The following is a 13,924-nucleotide window of genomic DNA, read 5'->3' as shown; positions in this document are numbered from 1 at the left end:
TAGAAAACGCGATTTTTGTGAAACTCCACAAAAAAAGCACCTTCAAATAAGGTGGTCTTTTGACCTCCTTCGCTTTTGCCGACGAAGTTAGCTGGCGGGTAGGATGGCGAAAGAGTGTCATCCCTTCTACAGTGAGTAGAATTAACCCCAAAAAATTGGGTCCTCCGTTCCCATAATGGGATTAGGCATTAAATTGTACTTTTATGGTTAAATACTACAACTAGCAGTGAAAGAAAGTAAAGGTTCAAAAAACAGTAAAATATCCAGGTTTGGTTCAATTTCTGTCAAAAACATGATTAAATGCATTATTTTCTACACCATACTTATTATTTTTAAAACTTTCGTTATTTTGTACTAGCTTACAAGTAAAGTATTAAAAGTGGCAATCAGGTTTGAAAGTCCGGCGGCATACTCCATGTTTTTTGCGAAAAACAAATGTTCTTGTAGACTGGTTTGTTAGTTTTTGGACAGGGTAACATCGTGGCTGTGTCCATTTACTATTATTATTCAATCGCAAAAATCACCACCTTAATCATTTAGGGGATGTGACAGCTTCGCTTAAACGGAGTTGTTGATTAAATTTTTTGGTAATTTAGGTGAGCTGGGGAGCGCAACGCTGGCAGCGATAGTGCAGCATCTAGAGTCCTTTCCCCTTCATGAAAAATTCTTTAGGAAAACCCTAAGAAACTTAACTTCAAGCATTAAAGGATGCTGATTTAGAGGTTTCAGGGAGCAACCATTATGGGGGGATATTTCCGAATATATAAACTTTGTCATTAATCTATTTAGCAGTTTTATTTGATAGCTAGGAGAATAAATATGTGGCCAGATTGGAATAAATAACCTAAGGAATATTGAAAAAACATCGAAGGATGATTTCCGATGATTTATATTTATAATGATTATGGCGGAACCCATACGTCTTCTTTGGCTGCTGCCTATCATTTAAAGCAATTGCCCCAATCAGAAATGAAGCTAACGAAGGATGTCATATTAAACGTAAAATATTTTAACAAACTTACAAAACAGGATTTTGGGAAGCTGATTTTTCACGGAATTGATGATGAGGGGAATGCTGTTTATACAATCGGTAGAAAAAGGAATAAGTATGTGGTGCCAGCATTGAAAGAAATGATTTTATTACTACAGGAAAAATTCCAAGTTGATGAAAAAATTGTCTTTTCAAACACCTCACCAACTGTTCCATTTTTGATGTCAATGGGGGGATTTTTTTCAAGAGGGTTAAAGATTGACTTTATTGGTGTACCGTTATTAGTGAAAGGTGCCAAACAATGCTGTGATAATATTTTTAGGCTGGTAGAAAATACGAAACGTATGGGCAGTACATCATCTTTGAATGAAAATGTGATTATCTTAGAAAATGATATGTTTAAATAATTTTCATTTTAGAGGAACTTCTGTAAACAGGAAGTTCTTTGCTTGTCTCCAATTTGCCGTGCAAAGTTTAATGGTGACCTACCTGCATTATTTTTTGTTGTTGTATCTGGGTTGTACTGCCCCGTTCAATAAAAAAGGGTTGCCACCACAACCCCGCTGTTCTATTTAGCCCTCGTTACTACAATAAATTTATTTATGCTAGATTAATTAAAGACAATGCTAAAGTTGTGAATGTTTATAATATCCCTTTACTAGATCCATAAAATTTTTGGCCGGTGTGGAGACATAGTGATGTTCAAGCAAAATCACTCCTAAAGAAGAGGTCATATTGGCATTGCTTATTGGCGCCGAGTAAAGACTTTTTGCCCCGTAGACATCAAATACAGATTTTGGCACAATCGTTACCCCTGTTCCACCCTTCACCAATTCCATTAATACATGCATATCAGAGCATTCCGCGATATTTTTTAGTGGAAGCTTTTGCCTAGTAAATGCTTCAAGAATTGTATTATAGATACCCAGACCCTCTGTACTAGGTAAAATAAGGGGCATATTTGCAACCTCTTCTAAGGATATATTGTGGACTTCCATTTTGCTGACGAAAATAAAAGGCTCATTAATAAGATGATGGTAAACCAGACCTCGATGTTCAAGGGGAAGACGTACAAATGCCATTTCAATCGCTCTGTTTTTAACCATTTCTGCTAAATAAAATGAATCATTTTGTACAATTTTTAACGATACATGGGGATAGTTTTTGTGGAAGGATTGGAGCATTTCTGAAAATCCCGAAACGGATAAAGTATTTATTCCTATATTGAGTGCGCCCTTTTTTCCCTCCTCCGTATCCTGTATTTCATTTATTATTTCCTCAAAGCAATTGACGAGATGCAGAGCACGTTGATAGAGCAGCTCTCCCTTATCGGTTAACTCCATACTCTTCCCATTTCTCTCGATTAATTTAACACCTAATTCATCCTCCAATTGTTTCAACTGGATGCTGAGAGGTGGCTGAGACATATGAAGCCGATTTGCAGCGGCAGTTATATTCTTTTCTTCAGCTATCGCTATGAAATACCGTAATTGTTTAATGTCCATGGATTTCTCCCTCTATTTAAAAAATATATGGTTTTTATACAAATTATATATTTCTAATATACCTCTTGTCTATGATACGATAACGAACGAACTAGAAAGGAGAATAACATGGAACGCTTATTTAAATTAACGCAACATGGTACGACACTCGCGAAGGAAATTTCTGCGGGTTTTATTTCTTATATAACTGTGGTTTACATTATTATTGTCAATGCGACGATTTTGGCCGCAGCCGGCATTCCCATGGAGGCAGGAATCATAGCAACCATATTAACTAGTTTTTTTGGTTGTTTAATTATTGGTTTTTGGAGTAATACCCCTATACTCCTCATTCCAGGGATGGGGCTCAATGCGATGTTCACGTATACAATCGTTCAATCTGGCGGATTTACTTGGCAGGAGGCGCTGGCGATGGTCTTCGTTACAGGGCTGATTTTCGTTATGATTGCCTTTACACCCATTGCAAAAGTGATAACCTCCTCGATTCCTAATTCCTTAAAGGAAGCCATAACCATTGGAATCGGAATCTTATTGATATTAATTGGGTTTCACAATGCTGGTATTATTACGGATTCTGAGCACACGCTCCTTGCAATCGGAGATTTAAGCAGTCCCCAAGCTGTCACTACATTTATTGGTTTAATCATTACGGTTTTATTATTTGCTAAAAATATACCAGGAAACCTTCTTCTAAGTATTTTTATTACAGCAATGCTATCGATTTGTTTTGGAGGAGCTACCTTCGAAGGGATTTCTCTTACCATTCCATCTTTACAAGAATACATGGGCGTTTTTGGACAGTTATCGTGGGCACAAGCAGGGAATGTGGTCTTCTGGCTGACTTCCATCTCTTTTGCAATGGTGATTGTGTTTGAAAATATTGGTTTGATACATGGGCATAACAAGTTGTTAAATCGCTATGAAGGCAATAAGAAATCACTACAGGCTACAGCTATTTCGGTATTATCTTCAGGAATATTTGGAACGAGTCCCACTGTAGCGTCTGTGGAATCAGCTGCTGGAATAACAGCGGGTGGGAGAACAGGGTTAACCAGCATTGTGACAGGACTATTGTTTCTCGTTTCGATAATGTTCATACCGGTTATTAAAATCGTTCCGGCAAGTGCGGTTTCGCCTATTCTGATATTAATAGGGGTTCTTATGTTTCAAAATATTGTTCATATTTCAATAGGTGAACTAACAGAAAGCTTACCAGCACTTCTCATTATTGTATTAATTCCTTTAACCTATAGCATAGCAGATGGTATGGCAATCGGCTTTATTCTATATCCATTGTTGAAGCTTTTTATGGGGAAAGGGAAGGAAGTGCACCCTGTACTTTATTTGATTGCCGTTCTGTTTATTAGCAACTTTGTTATTCAATACGCATTTTAAGTATTGGATGAATAGGTGGATCATTTCAAACAAATGAATATCCAAGTCATTTGTTCATTTCCGGGAATATTATCAAATTTTTATATCACTTTAATCATCTATTATTCTTTAAGTGGAGGTTTGAAATATGTACGAATATAAATTTGTTCAAATTAATCTTAGTATATGGAACAATGCACCGAAAGAAAATTATCATGAAATCATTGCCAATCATGCGAAGGAGGGATGGAGATTCGTCCAATTATTTGCCCCTGTTACATCTGGAAACGGTTCTTCTTCATTTTTTGAGATTATTTTTGAGAGATCCCTTAATTAAACTTCTCCGAATGGATTGCCGTTTGGGAACCAACAAAGTACGTATTATTTTTCATATTTCTGAAGAAACTGAACATTGATAGTTGCAATTAATCAGATTTGTCGTACAATGAAATAGACAAATTCATATTTCGTTTCGCACTAGGGGAGCTGTAAGGCTGAGAAGCAGGTGAGATTCCTGCTGACCCTCATGACCAGAACTAGGTAATGCTAGCGTGGGGAAGTGCAAGTGACTTCATTATTTTTCTGTATATTCTTTATGATATTCACTGCATCTTCCTATTTGGAGATGCAGTTTTTGTGTTTTTTGGAGTATACATCCCCTAACCGAAAAGGCGAAACGGACAGAAAAAATTTTAGGAGGAAGATAGAATGCAAGGTTTAAGTTGTGGAACAAGTAGAATCGCAGGGTGCCGTTTTTCCATCTATCCCATGACAGACAATTTCGTTGAGGTGATTTTAAAGGCATTAAACGAGGTCGATACAAGCAAGGTTTGGATGGAAACGGATGATGTGACAACGTGCATTAGAGGGCGTAGTGAACACGTTTTTGATGTAGCCAAGGCTATTTTTATTCACGCTGCTAAAACGGGTGTACACGTTGTTTTTAATGGAACATTTTCTGTCGGCTGCCCTGGGGACAGCCAAGGGGATAGTTATATGTCAGAGAATGATGAACGCTTGAATGAAGACGCATCCCGCAAAGAAAAAGTGGAGGTGGCTGCTCAATTTGCCCTCTATCCGATGAACAATCCAGACTATATGCAGATTATCGCAGACCAGGTAGAGGTGGCAAAGGATCACGGAACTTTCACCAAGGGCATTCATTATGCGTCTCGCCTTGATGGGGATGCCAATGATGTTTTTAAAACCCTTGAGCAAACCTTTGTTAATGTGTCTAAAACACATGAACGCAGTCATGTGACAATGACGGCAGCCATCTCAGCGAACAGCCCGTCAAAAAAGGATAAATAAACCTATTAAGGAGTTCATCAAATGACAACGAAATGGAATTTACGTGAAATTGTGCTTATGGCGATACTTGGTGTGGTATTTGCGCTTATTTACCTATTCTTTTTCACCGTTGGCACAGGTCTTACCAACATCTTAACACCGTTTGGCTTAGGGCCTTTTGGATATGAAGTGATATTCGGGATTTGGTTTATTGTTTCGATTATTACCGCCTACATCATTCGCAAGCCTGGAGCGGCACTGATCTCTGAAACCATTGCCGGCGGTGTCCAAGTGCTACTCGGTTCGCCGGCAGGTCCGATGTTAATCGTTTCCGCTTTTATTCAAGGACTTGGCGCGGAGGCTGCTTTTGCTGCAACAAAATACCGAAATTATTCTAGAGGCGTTCTTGTGGCTGCGGGCGTTGGTCCGGCAATATCCAGCTTTATCTGGGGCTTGTATCATTCTGGATATATCGCTCTATCCCTCCCGCTGCTCAGCTCGATGCTGATTGTTCGTGTGATTAGCGGGGCCTTGATTGCCGGTCTATTAGGAAAGTGGATCACGGAAAAATTAGCAGATACAGGAGTGTTGAGAAGCTATGCGCTAGGAAAGGAGTGGCAGGCAAAACGTGAGCATAAAGCATCATAAGCCACTCCTCTCACTAGAAAATTTCTCGTTTGGCTATGATTCGGATAAGGAGCCGCTTTTAAAAAACCTGACATTCTCTATTCATCCACAAGAAACCATTCTTTGTATAGGGCCAAGCGGTTCCGGGAAAAGTTCGCTTTCTCTTTGTTTAAATGGCCTTTATCCTGAAGCGGTTGAAGGGTGGGCAAAAGGAGAAATAATGTATAACGGAACACCCTTGAGTCATTTTAAAAAGGGAGAAATCAACAAAGAAATCGGGGTTGTTTTTCAAGACCCTGAAAGTCAATTTTGTATGGTTACGGTCGAAAATGAATTAGCGTTTACGTTAGAAAATATGAAAACACCACGAGAAGAGATGACCGGAAAAATTGACGACATGTTAAGTGCCGTTGGGCTAACTGAAGAAAAACATAGGGCCATCCATGAATTATCAGGTGGAAATAAGCAAAAGGTCGCTCTGGCTTCTGTTCTCCTCTTAAATCCGACGTTATTGATATTGGATGAACCCACAGCGAACTTAGATCCGGTTTCTCGGTTAGAGTTTATTGAATTAATCTATTCGTTAAAACAAGAGCGGGGGTTTGCCCTGTTCATTATTGACCATCAATTAGATGATTGGCTTCCTTTGATGGACCGGGTAATCGCCATCAATCGTCGTGGAAACATTCTGTTAGAAGGAAAACCAGAGGATGTGTTTTATAACGAGGCGGAAAAACTAAAAGAAGAAGGGATTCATATCCCTAGAATCGTTGAAACCGTTCTTGATCGACAGGAGGGAAAGGTCCCTGAAACATATCGTCCCTTATCCGAAGCGGACCTAGGATCATGGATGAATGTCACTGGCCAGATGACAAGCCTTATTAGTGAAAAAATTCAACCATTCGATTCAGGGGCTAACGAAGTGAGTGAGGTATTATCCATAAGGAATATCTCATTTTCTAGGGGAAAGCAGTCCATTTTGAAAGGAATTGACCTTTCACTACAATCGGGAGAACTAATCGCCATTGTCGGTAAAAACGGGGCAGGAAAGTCGACGTTATTGCAGGTCATGTCAGGAATTTTGGCTCCCAAGACAGGAAGTCGGCTGCTTTTAAATAAACAGTATGAGGCATGGTCAGAGCATGAGATGAGAAAAGTCATGGGGTATGTGTTTCAAAACCCTGAACATCAATTTATTACGGATACGGTTTATGAGGAAATTGCGTTTGGCATGAAGATAAACGGTGTAAACCAGGACAAAATAGAGCAAAACGTAAACCAACTGCTGAAACGGTTCCGTCTAACGTCTCATAAATGGAGCAATCCGTTTGCCTTAAGCGGCGGGCAAAAGCGGCGTCTAAGTGTGGCGACGATGCTAGAGGACACACCAAGTGTTTTATTGTTCGACGAACCGACCTTTGGCCAAGATGCACAAACAACGGAAGAATTAATGCAAATGATTCAAACGTTACAAAGACAAGGGACAGCTATTGTATTCGTTACGCACGACATGGATCTGGTCGACACGTATTGTGAAAAAGTGTATGTCGTTTACGGAGGGGAAGTGAGCTTTAGCGGAAAACCCGATGAATTATGGGAGAGACCGGAAATACTCCATCATGCGAAACTCAGACTCCCTTTCCGGGTAAGAATCAATCGGTTGCTTGAAAACCTCCATCCAAACGAGAAAAAGCAGGGAGGTGTACGGGCGCATGCTAACATCCATTAATCCAACGATGAAGGCTCTAGCTGTATTGATACCGGCACTGCTGCTAGCTTTTACGTTCGATCCGCTGACACCATTTATCTATTTAGTATTCACGGTTGCCGTAACATTTCTCTTTGGTAAAGTGGCTTTCAAGCGATGGATCGCGATGTTTTCGCCATTTCTTTTATTAGCAGGGAGCTTTGCCTGGATGACGATGCTCCATCCTAGTGATACTTTTTCAGGTGGGGATGTTCTATTTGCCATTTGGTCGTTTCAAGTCACTTCAGACAGCTTTTGGGCCGGAATTTCATTAGGTTTACGTTCCCTTTCATTCGCAGCGTTATCCTTACTGTTTATTTTAACGACCGACTCAACGAAGTTTATGTTAAGTTTAATGCAGCAATGTAAGCTGCCACCAAAATTAACATTCGGGATTTTGGCGGGTTATCGCTTCTTACCGACCTTTCGTTATGAGCTTCAAGTATTAAGGCAAGCCCACCGCATTCGCGGGGTAGGGAGAGCAAGGGGAGTGAAGGAGCGTTTGCATCAGTTTCGGCGCTATGCCATTCCACTTTTCGCCAATGCGATCCGTAAAGCGGAGCGAGTAGCCCTCGCCATGGAATCAAAGGGGTTTACCGGGGAAACCGACCGAACACATTATCATGAAATGACCATCGATAAACGTGATTGGGTTTTTGTAAGTCTCTTTTTTGTCATGTTTTTTGTTAGTGTTTTATTGTCTTATCAGCTTGGTTTTTTAAATATCTTTGGGAACCATTTTTAACGATGGATCCACAGGAAAAGCATGTGCCTGTCACTACCCGTTATTTGTCGATGACTTCTCGACAATATCTGAGGAGTGACAGGCACTTTTTTTAATCAACTGCGTACTTCTCTTGTGAATGTGGACTGTTTTCTCTCTTTTTCTTTTTTACGTTTTACCATTACTTCCTCAGACTCTTTACTGTAATAGCTCCCCTTCGTATAGACAGCTATTGCTATTGTGAGGAATGAGGCTAGTACGGCCGCAAAGAAAGTGGCTGTATTTTGTAGGAATGTTCCCATGTACCCTAATCCAGCAATCGTTCCAAGGACACTAGAGATGATTAATGGTGCAACCCCAGCAGGATTCCATTTATATAAATTCTCTTGTCTTGCTTCATATTCCATCGGTACAATTTTCAATAACTTCTTCACGACTAAGGCATCTGTAACTAAAATAGCAGCCCATGCCATTAAGAGAACCCCTTGAAATGTCATCGCGCTGCCTAAATAATCCAGTATACCGCCAAGCATGAGCGCAATCGACACGATGCCGGAGACAACAACCCAAAAGCGACGATCGGGTTTGAAGTGGAATACATTCTCGAAAAAGTTGGAGAGTGACAGGGAAGCACTATAAATATTTGTAACGTTAATACGTAATTGTGTTAACATCGTAAAAACGACTCCACCTAGTCCAAGAATGGTGACAATATAAACCCCCGGATTCGATTCAGCCAACCGGACACCAAACCATATTCCAAGTAAGCCCATGACACCAAAACAGAAAATTTGCGGAATAAATCCGATCATAATGGATCCAAGTTTAATATCTTTTGGTTTAAGGAACCGCGCATAATCCGACGCAATTAAAGCGGTTAATCCCATAATCCCGTGCTGCATTCCGATACATAACAGTAAAGCTGTTCCGCCTATCTGTACACCTTCTGGCAGATAGGTCCAAAAGTGACCATCAAATTGAGATGGAATATTGACTGCGACAATGATGATAGCAATTAAAAATAGAAAGAAGATCGGTAATGACCATTTTTGTAATTTATCTAATTGTTTAATACCAAACCAATTTAGCGGGATGACAATGGATCCAAAAACGATAATTAGAAGCCACAGTGGAATTGCGGGGAAAAATGCATGTACTGCGGAAACGAGAATCATCCCTTCAAAGGCGCAATACATAATGAAATTCGATGCGTATATTAAGGAAGTTAACGAAGCACCGATGTACCCAAACCCTTGCCTAGACATGAGGTTTACATTCATTCCTGACTTCGCAGATAAATAGGCAATCACTGTACCTAAGACTCCAGCAATCACGATGGCATAAATAGCTGAAATAATCGCGTTCATCGCGCCATACTGAAGGGCCATCACACTGCCTGTTTGAAAATAAAAGATCGCAGTGGCAATACCAAACGTGATGTTGGTTACGCTAAACCAACCCATGTTCCGTTTTTCTTCCGGAACCTTATCAAATGAATAATCGTCTTTTTCTTCTTCTTGGAGACCTTTAGTTTGATCTACACTCATGCAATCATCCTTTCATGATGCTCCTCACATTCTACCTCCTTCCTATGTTTTATTTTTCACATTCAATTACACCCGATCAAGATTGAATGCTTGTTTTAGGGGGCAGCAGAATGTGTATTTTTGAGCATGTTTTTTTTAGAAAAAGAAATATATATTTTACTCCGCAGACAGTGTAAATGTCTTGCACTTCTATATTATATACACAGTTAGTTGACATAATCAAGGGTCAAGGGGAAAATCGGTATTAATTACCCTTTAAAAATAAGGGTTTTACCTCGCTTGAATGAATCTAATTCATACACCGCATTGAATAAAAATCCAATCGTATATAGCAATCTACTATCTTGTTGAAAAATACTTTGCTACAATAATAATATTGCATATAGAAATTAATAATTAAAGGAGGCAATCACGATTGAGTGAAATGATCCATCGTACGAAAACTAGACCGGTAAAAGTAGGCAACTTGACAATCGGTGGCAGCAATGAGCTTTTCATTCAAAGTATGACTTCTACAAAAACTCATGATGTGGAGGCAACTGTTGAACAAATCAAAAGACTTGAAGAGGCGGGTTGTCAAATCGTCCGTGTCGCTTGTCCTGATGAGAGGGCAGCGAATGCGATTGCTGATATCAAAAAAAGAATAAATATTCCACTTGTCGTGGATATTCATTTTGACTATAAATTAGCTCTTAAAGCGATTGAAGCTGGAGCAGATAAAATTAGAATTAATCCTGGAAACATCGGAAAACGCGAAAAAGTGGAAGCGGTCGTCAAAGCAGCGAAAGAAAGAGGAATCCCGATTCGAATCGGCGTGAATGCGGGATCTCTTGAAAAACGCATTCTTGATAAATATGGATATCCTACTGCAGACGGCATGGTGGAAAGTGCTCTCCATCATATTAAAATTTTAGAGGACTTAGATTTCCATGATATTATCGTATCGATGAAGGCTTCTGATGTTAATTTAGCGATTGAAGCGTATGAAAAGGCCGCAATGGCCTTTGATTACCCGCTGCATCTTGGAATCACAGAAGCAGGAACTCTGTTCTCCGGTACAGTCAAAAGTGCGGCAGGCTTAGGTGCGATTTTAAGTAAAGGAATAGGCAATACCCTTCGTATATCATTGAGTACCGATCCCGTTGAAGAAGTAAAGGTTGCGCGTGAATTACTAAAATCATTTGGTCTGTCATCAAATGCCGCCACCCTTATTTCTTGCCCAACATGCGGAAGAATCGAAATCGATTTAATGAGCATCGCAAATGAAGTGGAAGAATATATCTCAACGATTAAAGCACCGATTAAAGTATCTGTTCTCGGCTGTGCGGTAAATGGTCCTGGAGAAGCAAGAGAGGCTGATATTGGAATTGCAGGAGCACGCGGTGAAGGTTTATTATTCCGTAAAGGGAAAATTGTCCGCAAAGTGCCTGAAGAAATAATGGTTGAAGAATTGAAAAAAGAAATTGATCAAATAGCCAAGGAATACTTTGAACAAAAAGAATCTACAAAACAAAAGGCTTAACTTTAAGAATAGCTTAGGTGCCTGTCGCTGCCTGTAATTTGTCGTTTTTTTGCGACATGATTCGGGTGGTGACAGGCACTCTAGTTTACATTGAAACATGTAAAACTTCATATACAGTAAGATTTTCTGATGGGTCTATCTGTGGTGTTTCTTGAAAAAAACTGAAGTGGCTGTATCCCCATTTATCTGGATTATAAATTAATAAATTCCCTACACTTTTTTCTCTATTTATCACATAATCAGTAGAAGTTTGAAAATGTGTATGAATTAAAGATGTGCTTTCAGGAATTTTACCTGTATATTCCACAACATATTTTACGCTTTTGAAATCTTTGCCCAGCTCCATATTCAAGGGAACACCAATATTTATTTGCTTCCATCCAAAGGATTCTAAGATATTGTCATAGAAACCTTCAAAGATAAATCTATTCATTCCTTGTGAACTATTCCAAATATATAATGGTGCGTAGGAATTGTATAAATTCCCATTTTTCCCCTTCTTGGTCATTAAATAGGCTTTAAATTTTAGCCCAGGAAAACCATCTGTTTTGTGTCCATTGTTTTGGACTCTTTTTTTAATAATTTCCATATCATAATCTTTTGGTAAAATGACCTTATATTGCATTCCTATCATCTAGATCACTCGCTTTCTTACATCCAAAATTTTGGATATTTTCGATTTGGGCTTAAATTATTGATAATAAGGGCCAAGAGGACAATGCTTATTGCACCGACCAAAGCAGGGAAAAATAGAAATGACCAAGAACTACCTGCCATTATGACAACAATGGGATCTGCTCCAGCTGGTGGATGGGTCGTCTTGGTTAACACCATACAGGAAATGGATAAGCCAACTCCAAGTGCTATCGCCCATATGGAGTTGCCCATTAAATGGGACATGACCAGTCCGATAAAAGTCGAAATAAAGTGCCCGCCGATCACATTTCTCGGCTGTGATAAAGGAGCATCCCATAAAGCATAAACTAATACGCAGCTTGCGCCAAAAGGGGCCATCAACCATATGTTTGCTGACATCTGCGTAACCAAAGCTAGTATCATGATTGTGATAAATCCGCCCAAAAACCCCATATAGACATTATTGGGAATGACGGTTAAAGGAGTCCTTTCTTTGGTTTGCATTTTCAATAAAAAAATACCTAAGGGTAATTTCCTTTCCATTAGTAAAAATACCTTCCTTTATACTGGATTCCTGAATCAACTATCTTAGTCGCCTAATTTCATACCAAATAACCGATTGGATACATAAGGGTAGTTCCCATATCGAATGGCAATTTCCCGCTCAAAAAGTGTAAGTCTTTCAATCGTCCTGTTGTTTTTCAATTTCCCTCCATCCATCACTCTAAATGGTAGAGGCTTCAACAATGTCATGACCATTTGTTTGGCACTTTCATGATCAGAGGTTACATAAACATCACTCTCTAAACCTTCATGAATAGGATTTTCGAAAACTTGGAAAAAGGTATTTTTAAAGGCACCTACTATTTTTGTGTCGGGAATGCTCCTTTGCAGCTCTTCAGCGGCAGAGTTCCCCCAATCTAAAGTAAAATCTGTAAAATCCTCTGTGAATGGGTTGGTGATATCAACCAAAATTTTATTGGCTAGTTTTTCCTTATTTTCCTTTGCCCAAGGGATTACATCTCTGAACCAGAGTGTTGGAATAATGATGTCTGCTTCAAGTGCTTCTGTATAGGAAACGGGTACAATACGGGTTAATTTATTGGCATGTATGAAAGACTCCATACGTTCTTTATCCCTTGAGGCCCAAAATAATTCATTTACATACGGTTCAAGCGTTTTAACGAGACCGCTGCCCATTCGTCCGGTTCCGAGAATACTTACTTTCATGTTTCATTCCCCCAAATATTTAAATGACAATAACATAGTATCCAAGGTATGAAAAAATTGGAAATACCTATGTTTTATAGGTTTATAACTTAATGTTATAGGGGGATGGATGGAATTAGTTATAAGTTTGACATTGATACAAATGAAGAGATCATTGAGGGTTTAAAAATGTACTTTCCTCTATAAATTCATTCGATCCCCCAGCGTGTTTGGGCTGGAAATAACTAAAAACTCGATATCGTCTTTGGTTTCATTTAGTATTTGATGGTGTGCAAAAGGGAGAATTTCCTTTGCTTCATTTGGATAGATGTGGAAAAGTTGTTCATTTACTTTCAGTGTTGCAGTTCCTTTCAACATAAAGAATAATTGAAATGATTTTTGATGATAATGCAACCTTTCTTTCGTACCGGGAGGCATTTTTTCCAAGATTATACTTAAATTTTGGTGATCCCAAAATTTCCAACCATCACAATTTTCGCCCCAGATATAATGAAAGGTGTTATTTTTGCTTAAAACCATGTACGTTTCCTCCTACTTTTTGATAGTTGACATTCTGTAGTATGTAAAATGTAAAATATTCCTACAAAACTGTCAAATTATTCCTTAATTTGTTCTTTATCATGATAAAATCTTTTTAGTAGAGTATAAATTTTGTTAATAAATATAAGTTATAGGCCTATAAAAAATGAATATTATTTATTTAGCAATCCCGCTGATATCCTATTTATGTG

At 39.0% G+C, this 13,924-nt stretch carries 14 protein-coding genes and 2 riboswitches; of the genes, 8 read left to right on the top strand and 6 right to left on the bottom strand.

Annotated elements, in window-relative coordinates:
- Window positions 1-61: 61 nt before the first annotated feature.
- Window positions 62-198: riboswitch (cyclic di-AMP (ydaO/yuaA leader) on the bottom strand.
- A 684-nt stretch (window positions 199-882) separates the two neighbouring features.
- Window positions 883-1,398, top strand: coding sequence for a DUF3189 family protein (locus tag M3234_RS15550; protein WP_262305607.1), 516 nt, complete (start codon window positions 883-885; stop codon window positions 1,396-1,398).
- Window positions 1,399-1,617: 219 nt separating this feature from the next.
- Here M3234_RS15550 and M3234_RS15545 read toward each other — a convergent pair whose 3' ends face one another.
- A complete protein-coding gene (locus M3234_RS15545) occupies window positions 1,618-2,496 on the bottom strand; it encodes a LysR family transcriptional regulator (RefSeq protein ID WP_262305606.1) in 879 nt (292 codons plus the stop codon).
- Window positions 2,497-2,604: 108 nt separating this feature from the next.
- Here M3234_RS15545 and M3234_RS15540 point away from each other — a divergent pair, with 108 nt between their 5' ends.
- From M3234_RS15540 to M3234_RS15515, 6 genes are all read left to right on the top strand, one after another.
- Window positions 2,605-3,891, top strand: coding sequence for an NCS2 family permease (locus M3234_RS15540; RefSeq protein ID WP_262305605.1), 1,287 nt, complete (start codon window positions 2,605-2,607; stop codon window positions 3,889-3,891).
- Window positions 3,892-4,018: 127 nt separating this feature from the next.
- Complete coding sequence (locus M3234_RS15535) at window positions 4,019-4,207, top strand: DUF4177 domain-containing protein (RefSeq protein WP_262305604.1); 189 nt, start codon at window positions 4,019-4,021, stop codon at window positions 4,205-4,207.
- Window positions 4,208-4,339: 132 nt separating this feature from the next.
- A riboswitch (TPP riboswitch) is annotated at window positions 4,340-4,445 on the top strand.
- Between the two features lie 133 nt (window positions 4,446-4,578).
- Window positions 4,579-5,181: a Ykof family thiamine-binding protein gene (locus tag M3234_RS15530; RefSeq protein WP_262305603.1), complete on the top strand. Its 603-nt coding sequence runs from the start codon at window positions 4,579-4,581 to the stop codon at window positions 5,179-5,181.
- Between the two features lie 21 nt (window positions 5,182-5,202).
- Window positions 5,203-5,808, top strand: coding sequence for an ECF transporter S component (locus M3234_RS15525; RefSeq protein ID WP_262305602.1), 606 nt, complete (start codon window positions 5,203-5,205; stop codon window positions 5,806-5,808).
- Window positions 5,789-7,516 carry an ABC transporter ATP-binding protein gene (locus M3234_RS29565; protein ID WP_262305601.1) on the top strand — a complete coding sequence of 576 codons (1,728 nt, stop codon included), beginning with the start codon at window positions 5,789-5,791 and terminating at the stop codon, window positions 7,514-7,516. Before M3234_RS15525 ends, M3234_RS29565 begins: the two co-directional genes overlap by 20 nt.
- Window positions 7,500-8,279 (top strand): energy-coupling factor transporter transmembrane component T family protein, encoded by a 780-nt coding sequence (locus M3234_RS15515; protein WP_262305600.1) that lies wholly within the window; start codon window positions 7,500-7,502, stop codon window positions 8,277-8,279. Before M3234_RS29565 ends, M3234_RS15515 begins: the two co-directional genes overlap by 17 nt.
- Before the next feature lie 95 nt (window positions 8,280-8,374).
- Here the strand turns inward: M3234_RS15515 and M3234_RS15510 are convergent, their stop codons facing one another.
- Window positions 8,375-9,805, bottom strand: coding sequence for a purine-cytosine permease family protein (locus M3234_RS15510; protein ID WP_262305599.1), 1,431 nt, complete (start codon window positions 9,803-9,805; stop codon window positions 8,375-8,377).
- Between the two features lie 415 nt (window positions 9,806-10,220).
- Here M3234_RS15510 and ispG point away from each other — a divergent pair, with 415 nt between their 5' ends.
- A complete protein-coding gene (gene ispG, locus M3234_RS15505; protein WP_285858482.1) occupies window positions 10,221-11,327 on the top strand; it encodes a flavodoxin-dependent (E)-4-hydroxy-3-methylbut-2-enyl-diphosphate synthase in 1,107 nt (368 codons plus the stop codon).
- 85 nt (window positions 11,328-11,412) lie between these two features.
- Here the strand turns inward: ispG and M3234_RS15500 are convergent, their stop codons facing one another.
- The 4 genes from M3234_RS15500 to M3234_RS15485 all read right to left on the bottom strand — a co-directional run bounded on the left by M3234_RS15500 (window position 11,413) and on the right by M3234_RS15485 (window position 13,712).
- Window positions 11,413-11,961, bottom strand: a complete 549-nt coding sequence (locus M3234_RS15500) for a DUF4865 family protein (RefSeq protein ID WP_262305598.1) — start codon at window positions 11,959-11,961, stop codon at window positions 11,413-11,415.
- Between the two features lie 17 nt (window positions 11,962-11,978).
- Window positions 11,979-12,506, bottom strand: coding sequence for an HPP family protein (locus tag M3234_RS15495; RefSeq protein ID WP_262305597.1), 528 nt, complete (start codon window positions 12,504-12,506; stop codon window positions 11,979-11,981).
- A 45-nt stretch (window positions 12,507-12,551) separates the two neighbouring features.
- Window positions 12,552-13,193: an NADPH-dependent F420 reductase gene (locus M3234_RS15490; RefSeq protein ID WP_262305596.1), complete on the bottom strand. Its 642-nt coding sequence runs from the start codon at window positions 13,191-13,193 to the stop codon at window positions 12,552-12,554.
- A gap of 180 nt (window positions 13,194-13,373) precedes the next feature.
- A complete protein-coding gene (locus M3234_RS15485) occupies window positions 13,374-13,712 on the bottom strand; it encodes a cupin domain-containing protein (RefSeq protein ID WP_262305595.1) in 339 nt (112 codons plus the stop codon).
- Window positions 13,713-13,924: the final 212 nt, after the last annotated feature.

Origin of the sequence: Neobacillus niacini, from assembly GCF_023715785.1 — a bacterium.
Classification (GTDB): Bacteria; Bacillota; Bacilli; order Bacillales; family Cytobacillaceae; genus Neobacillus; species Neobacillus niacini_E.
This window is presented reverse-complemented; position numbering and strand designations above follow the sequence as displayed.

What these genes read in the sequence shown, in the direction of transcription:
- M3234_RS15530 (WP_262305603.1), top strand. Translation starts at nt 4,579, where the DNA reads ATGCAAGGTTTAAGTTGTGGAACAAGTAGAATCGCAGGGTGCCGTTTT.
- M3234_RS15540 (WP_262305605.1), top strand. Translation starts at nt 2,605, where the DNA reads ATGGAACGCTTATTTAAATTAACGCAACATGGTACGACACTCGCGAAG.
- M3234_RS15490 (WP_262305596.1), bottom strand. Translation starts at nt 13,193, where the DNA reads ATGAAAGTAAGTATTCTCGGAACCGGACGAATGGGCAGCGGTCTCGTT.
- M3234_RS15535 (WP_262305604.1), top strand. Translation starts at nt 4,019, where the DNA reads ATGTACGAATATAAATTTGTTCAAATTAATCTTAGTATATGGAACAAT.
- M3234_RS15495 (WP_262305597.1), bottom strand. Translation starts at nt 12,506, where the DNA reads ATGGAAAGGAAATTACCCTTAGGTATTTTTTTATTGAAAATGCAAACC.
- M3234_RS15515 (WP_262305600.1), top strand. Translation starts at nt 7,500, where the DNA reads ATGCTAACATCCATTAATCCAACGATGAAGGCTCTAGCTGTATTGATA.
- M3234_RS15485 (WP_262305595.1), bottom strand. Translation starts at nt 13,712, where the DNA reads ATGGTTTTAAGCAAAAATAACACCTTTCATTATATCTGGGGCGAAAAT.
- M3234_RS15500 (WP_262305598.1), bottom strand. Translation starts at nt 11,961, where the DNA reads ATGATAGGAATGCAATATAAGGTCATTTTACCAAAAGATTATGATATG.
- M3234_RS15510 (WP_262305599.1), bottom strand. Translation starts at nt 9,805, where the DNA reads ATGAGTGTAGATCAAACTAAAGGTCTCCAAGAAGAAGAAAAAGACGAT.
- M3234_RS15545 (WP_262305606.1), bottom strand. Translation starts at nt 2,496, where the DNA reads ATGGACATTAAACAATTACGGTATTTCATAGCGATAGCTGAAGAAAAG.
- M3234_RS15525 (WP_262305602.1), top strand. Translation starts at nt 5,203, where the DNA reads ATGACAACGAAATGGAATTTACGTGAAATTGTGCTTATGGCGATACTT.
- M3234_RS15550 (WP_262305607.1), top strand. Translation starts at nt 883, where the DNA reads ATGATTTATATTTATAATGATTATGGCGGAACCCATACGTCTTCTTTG.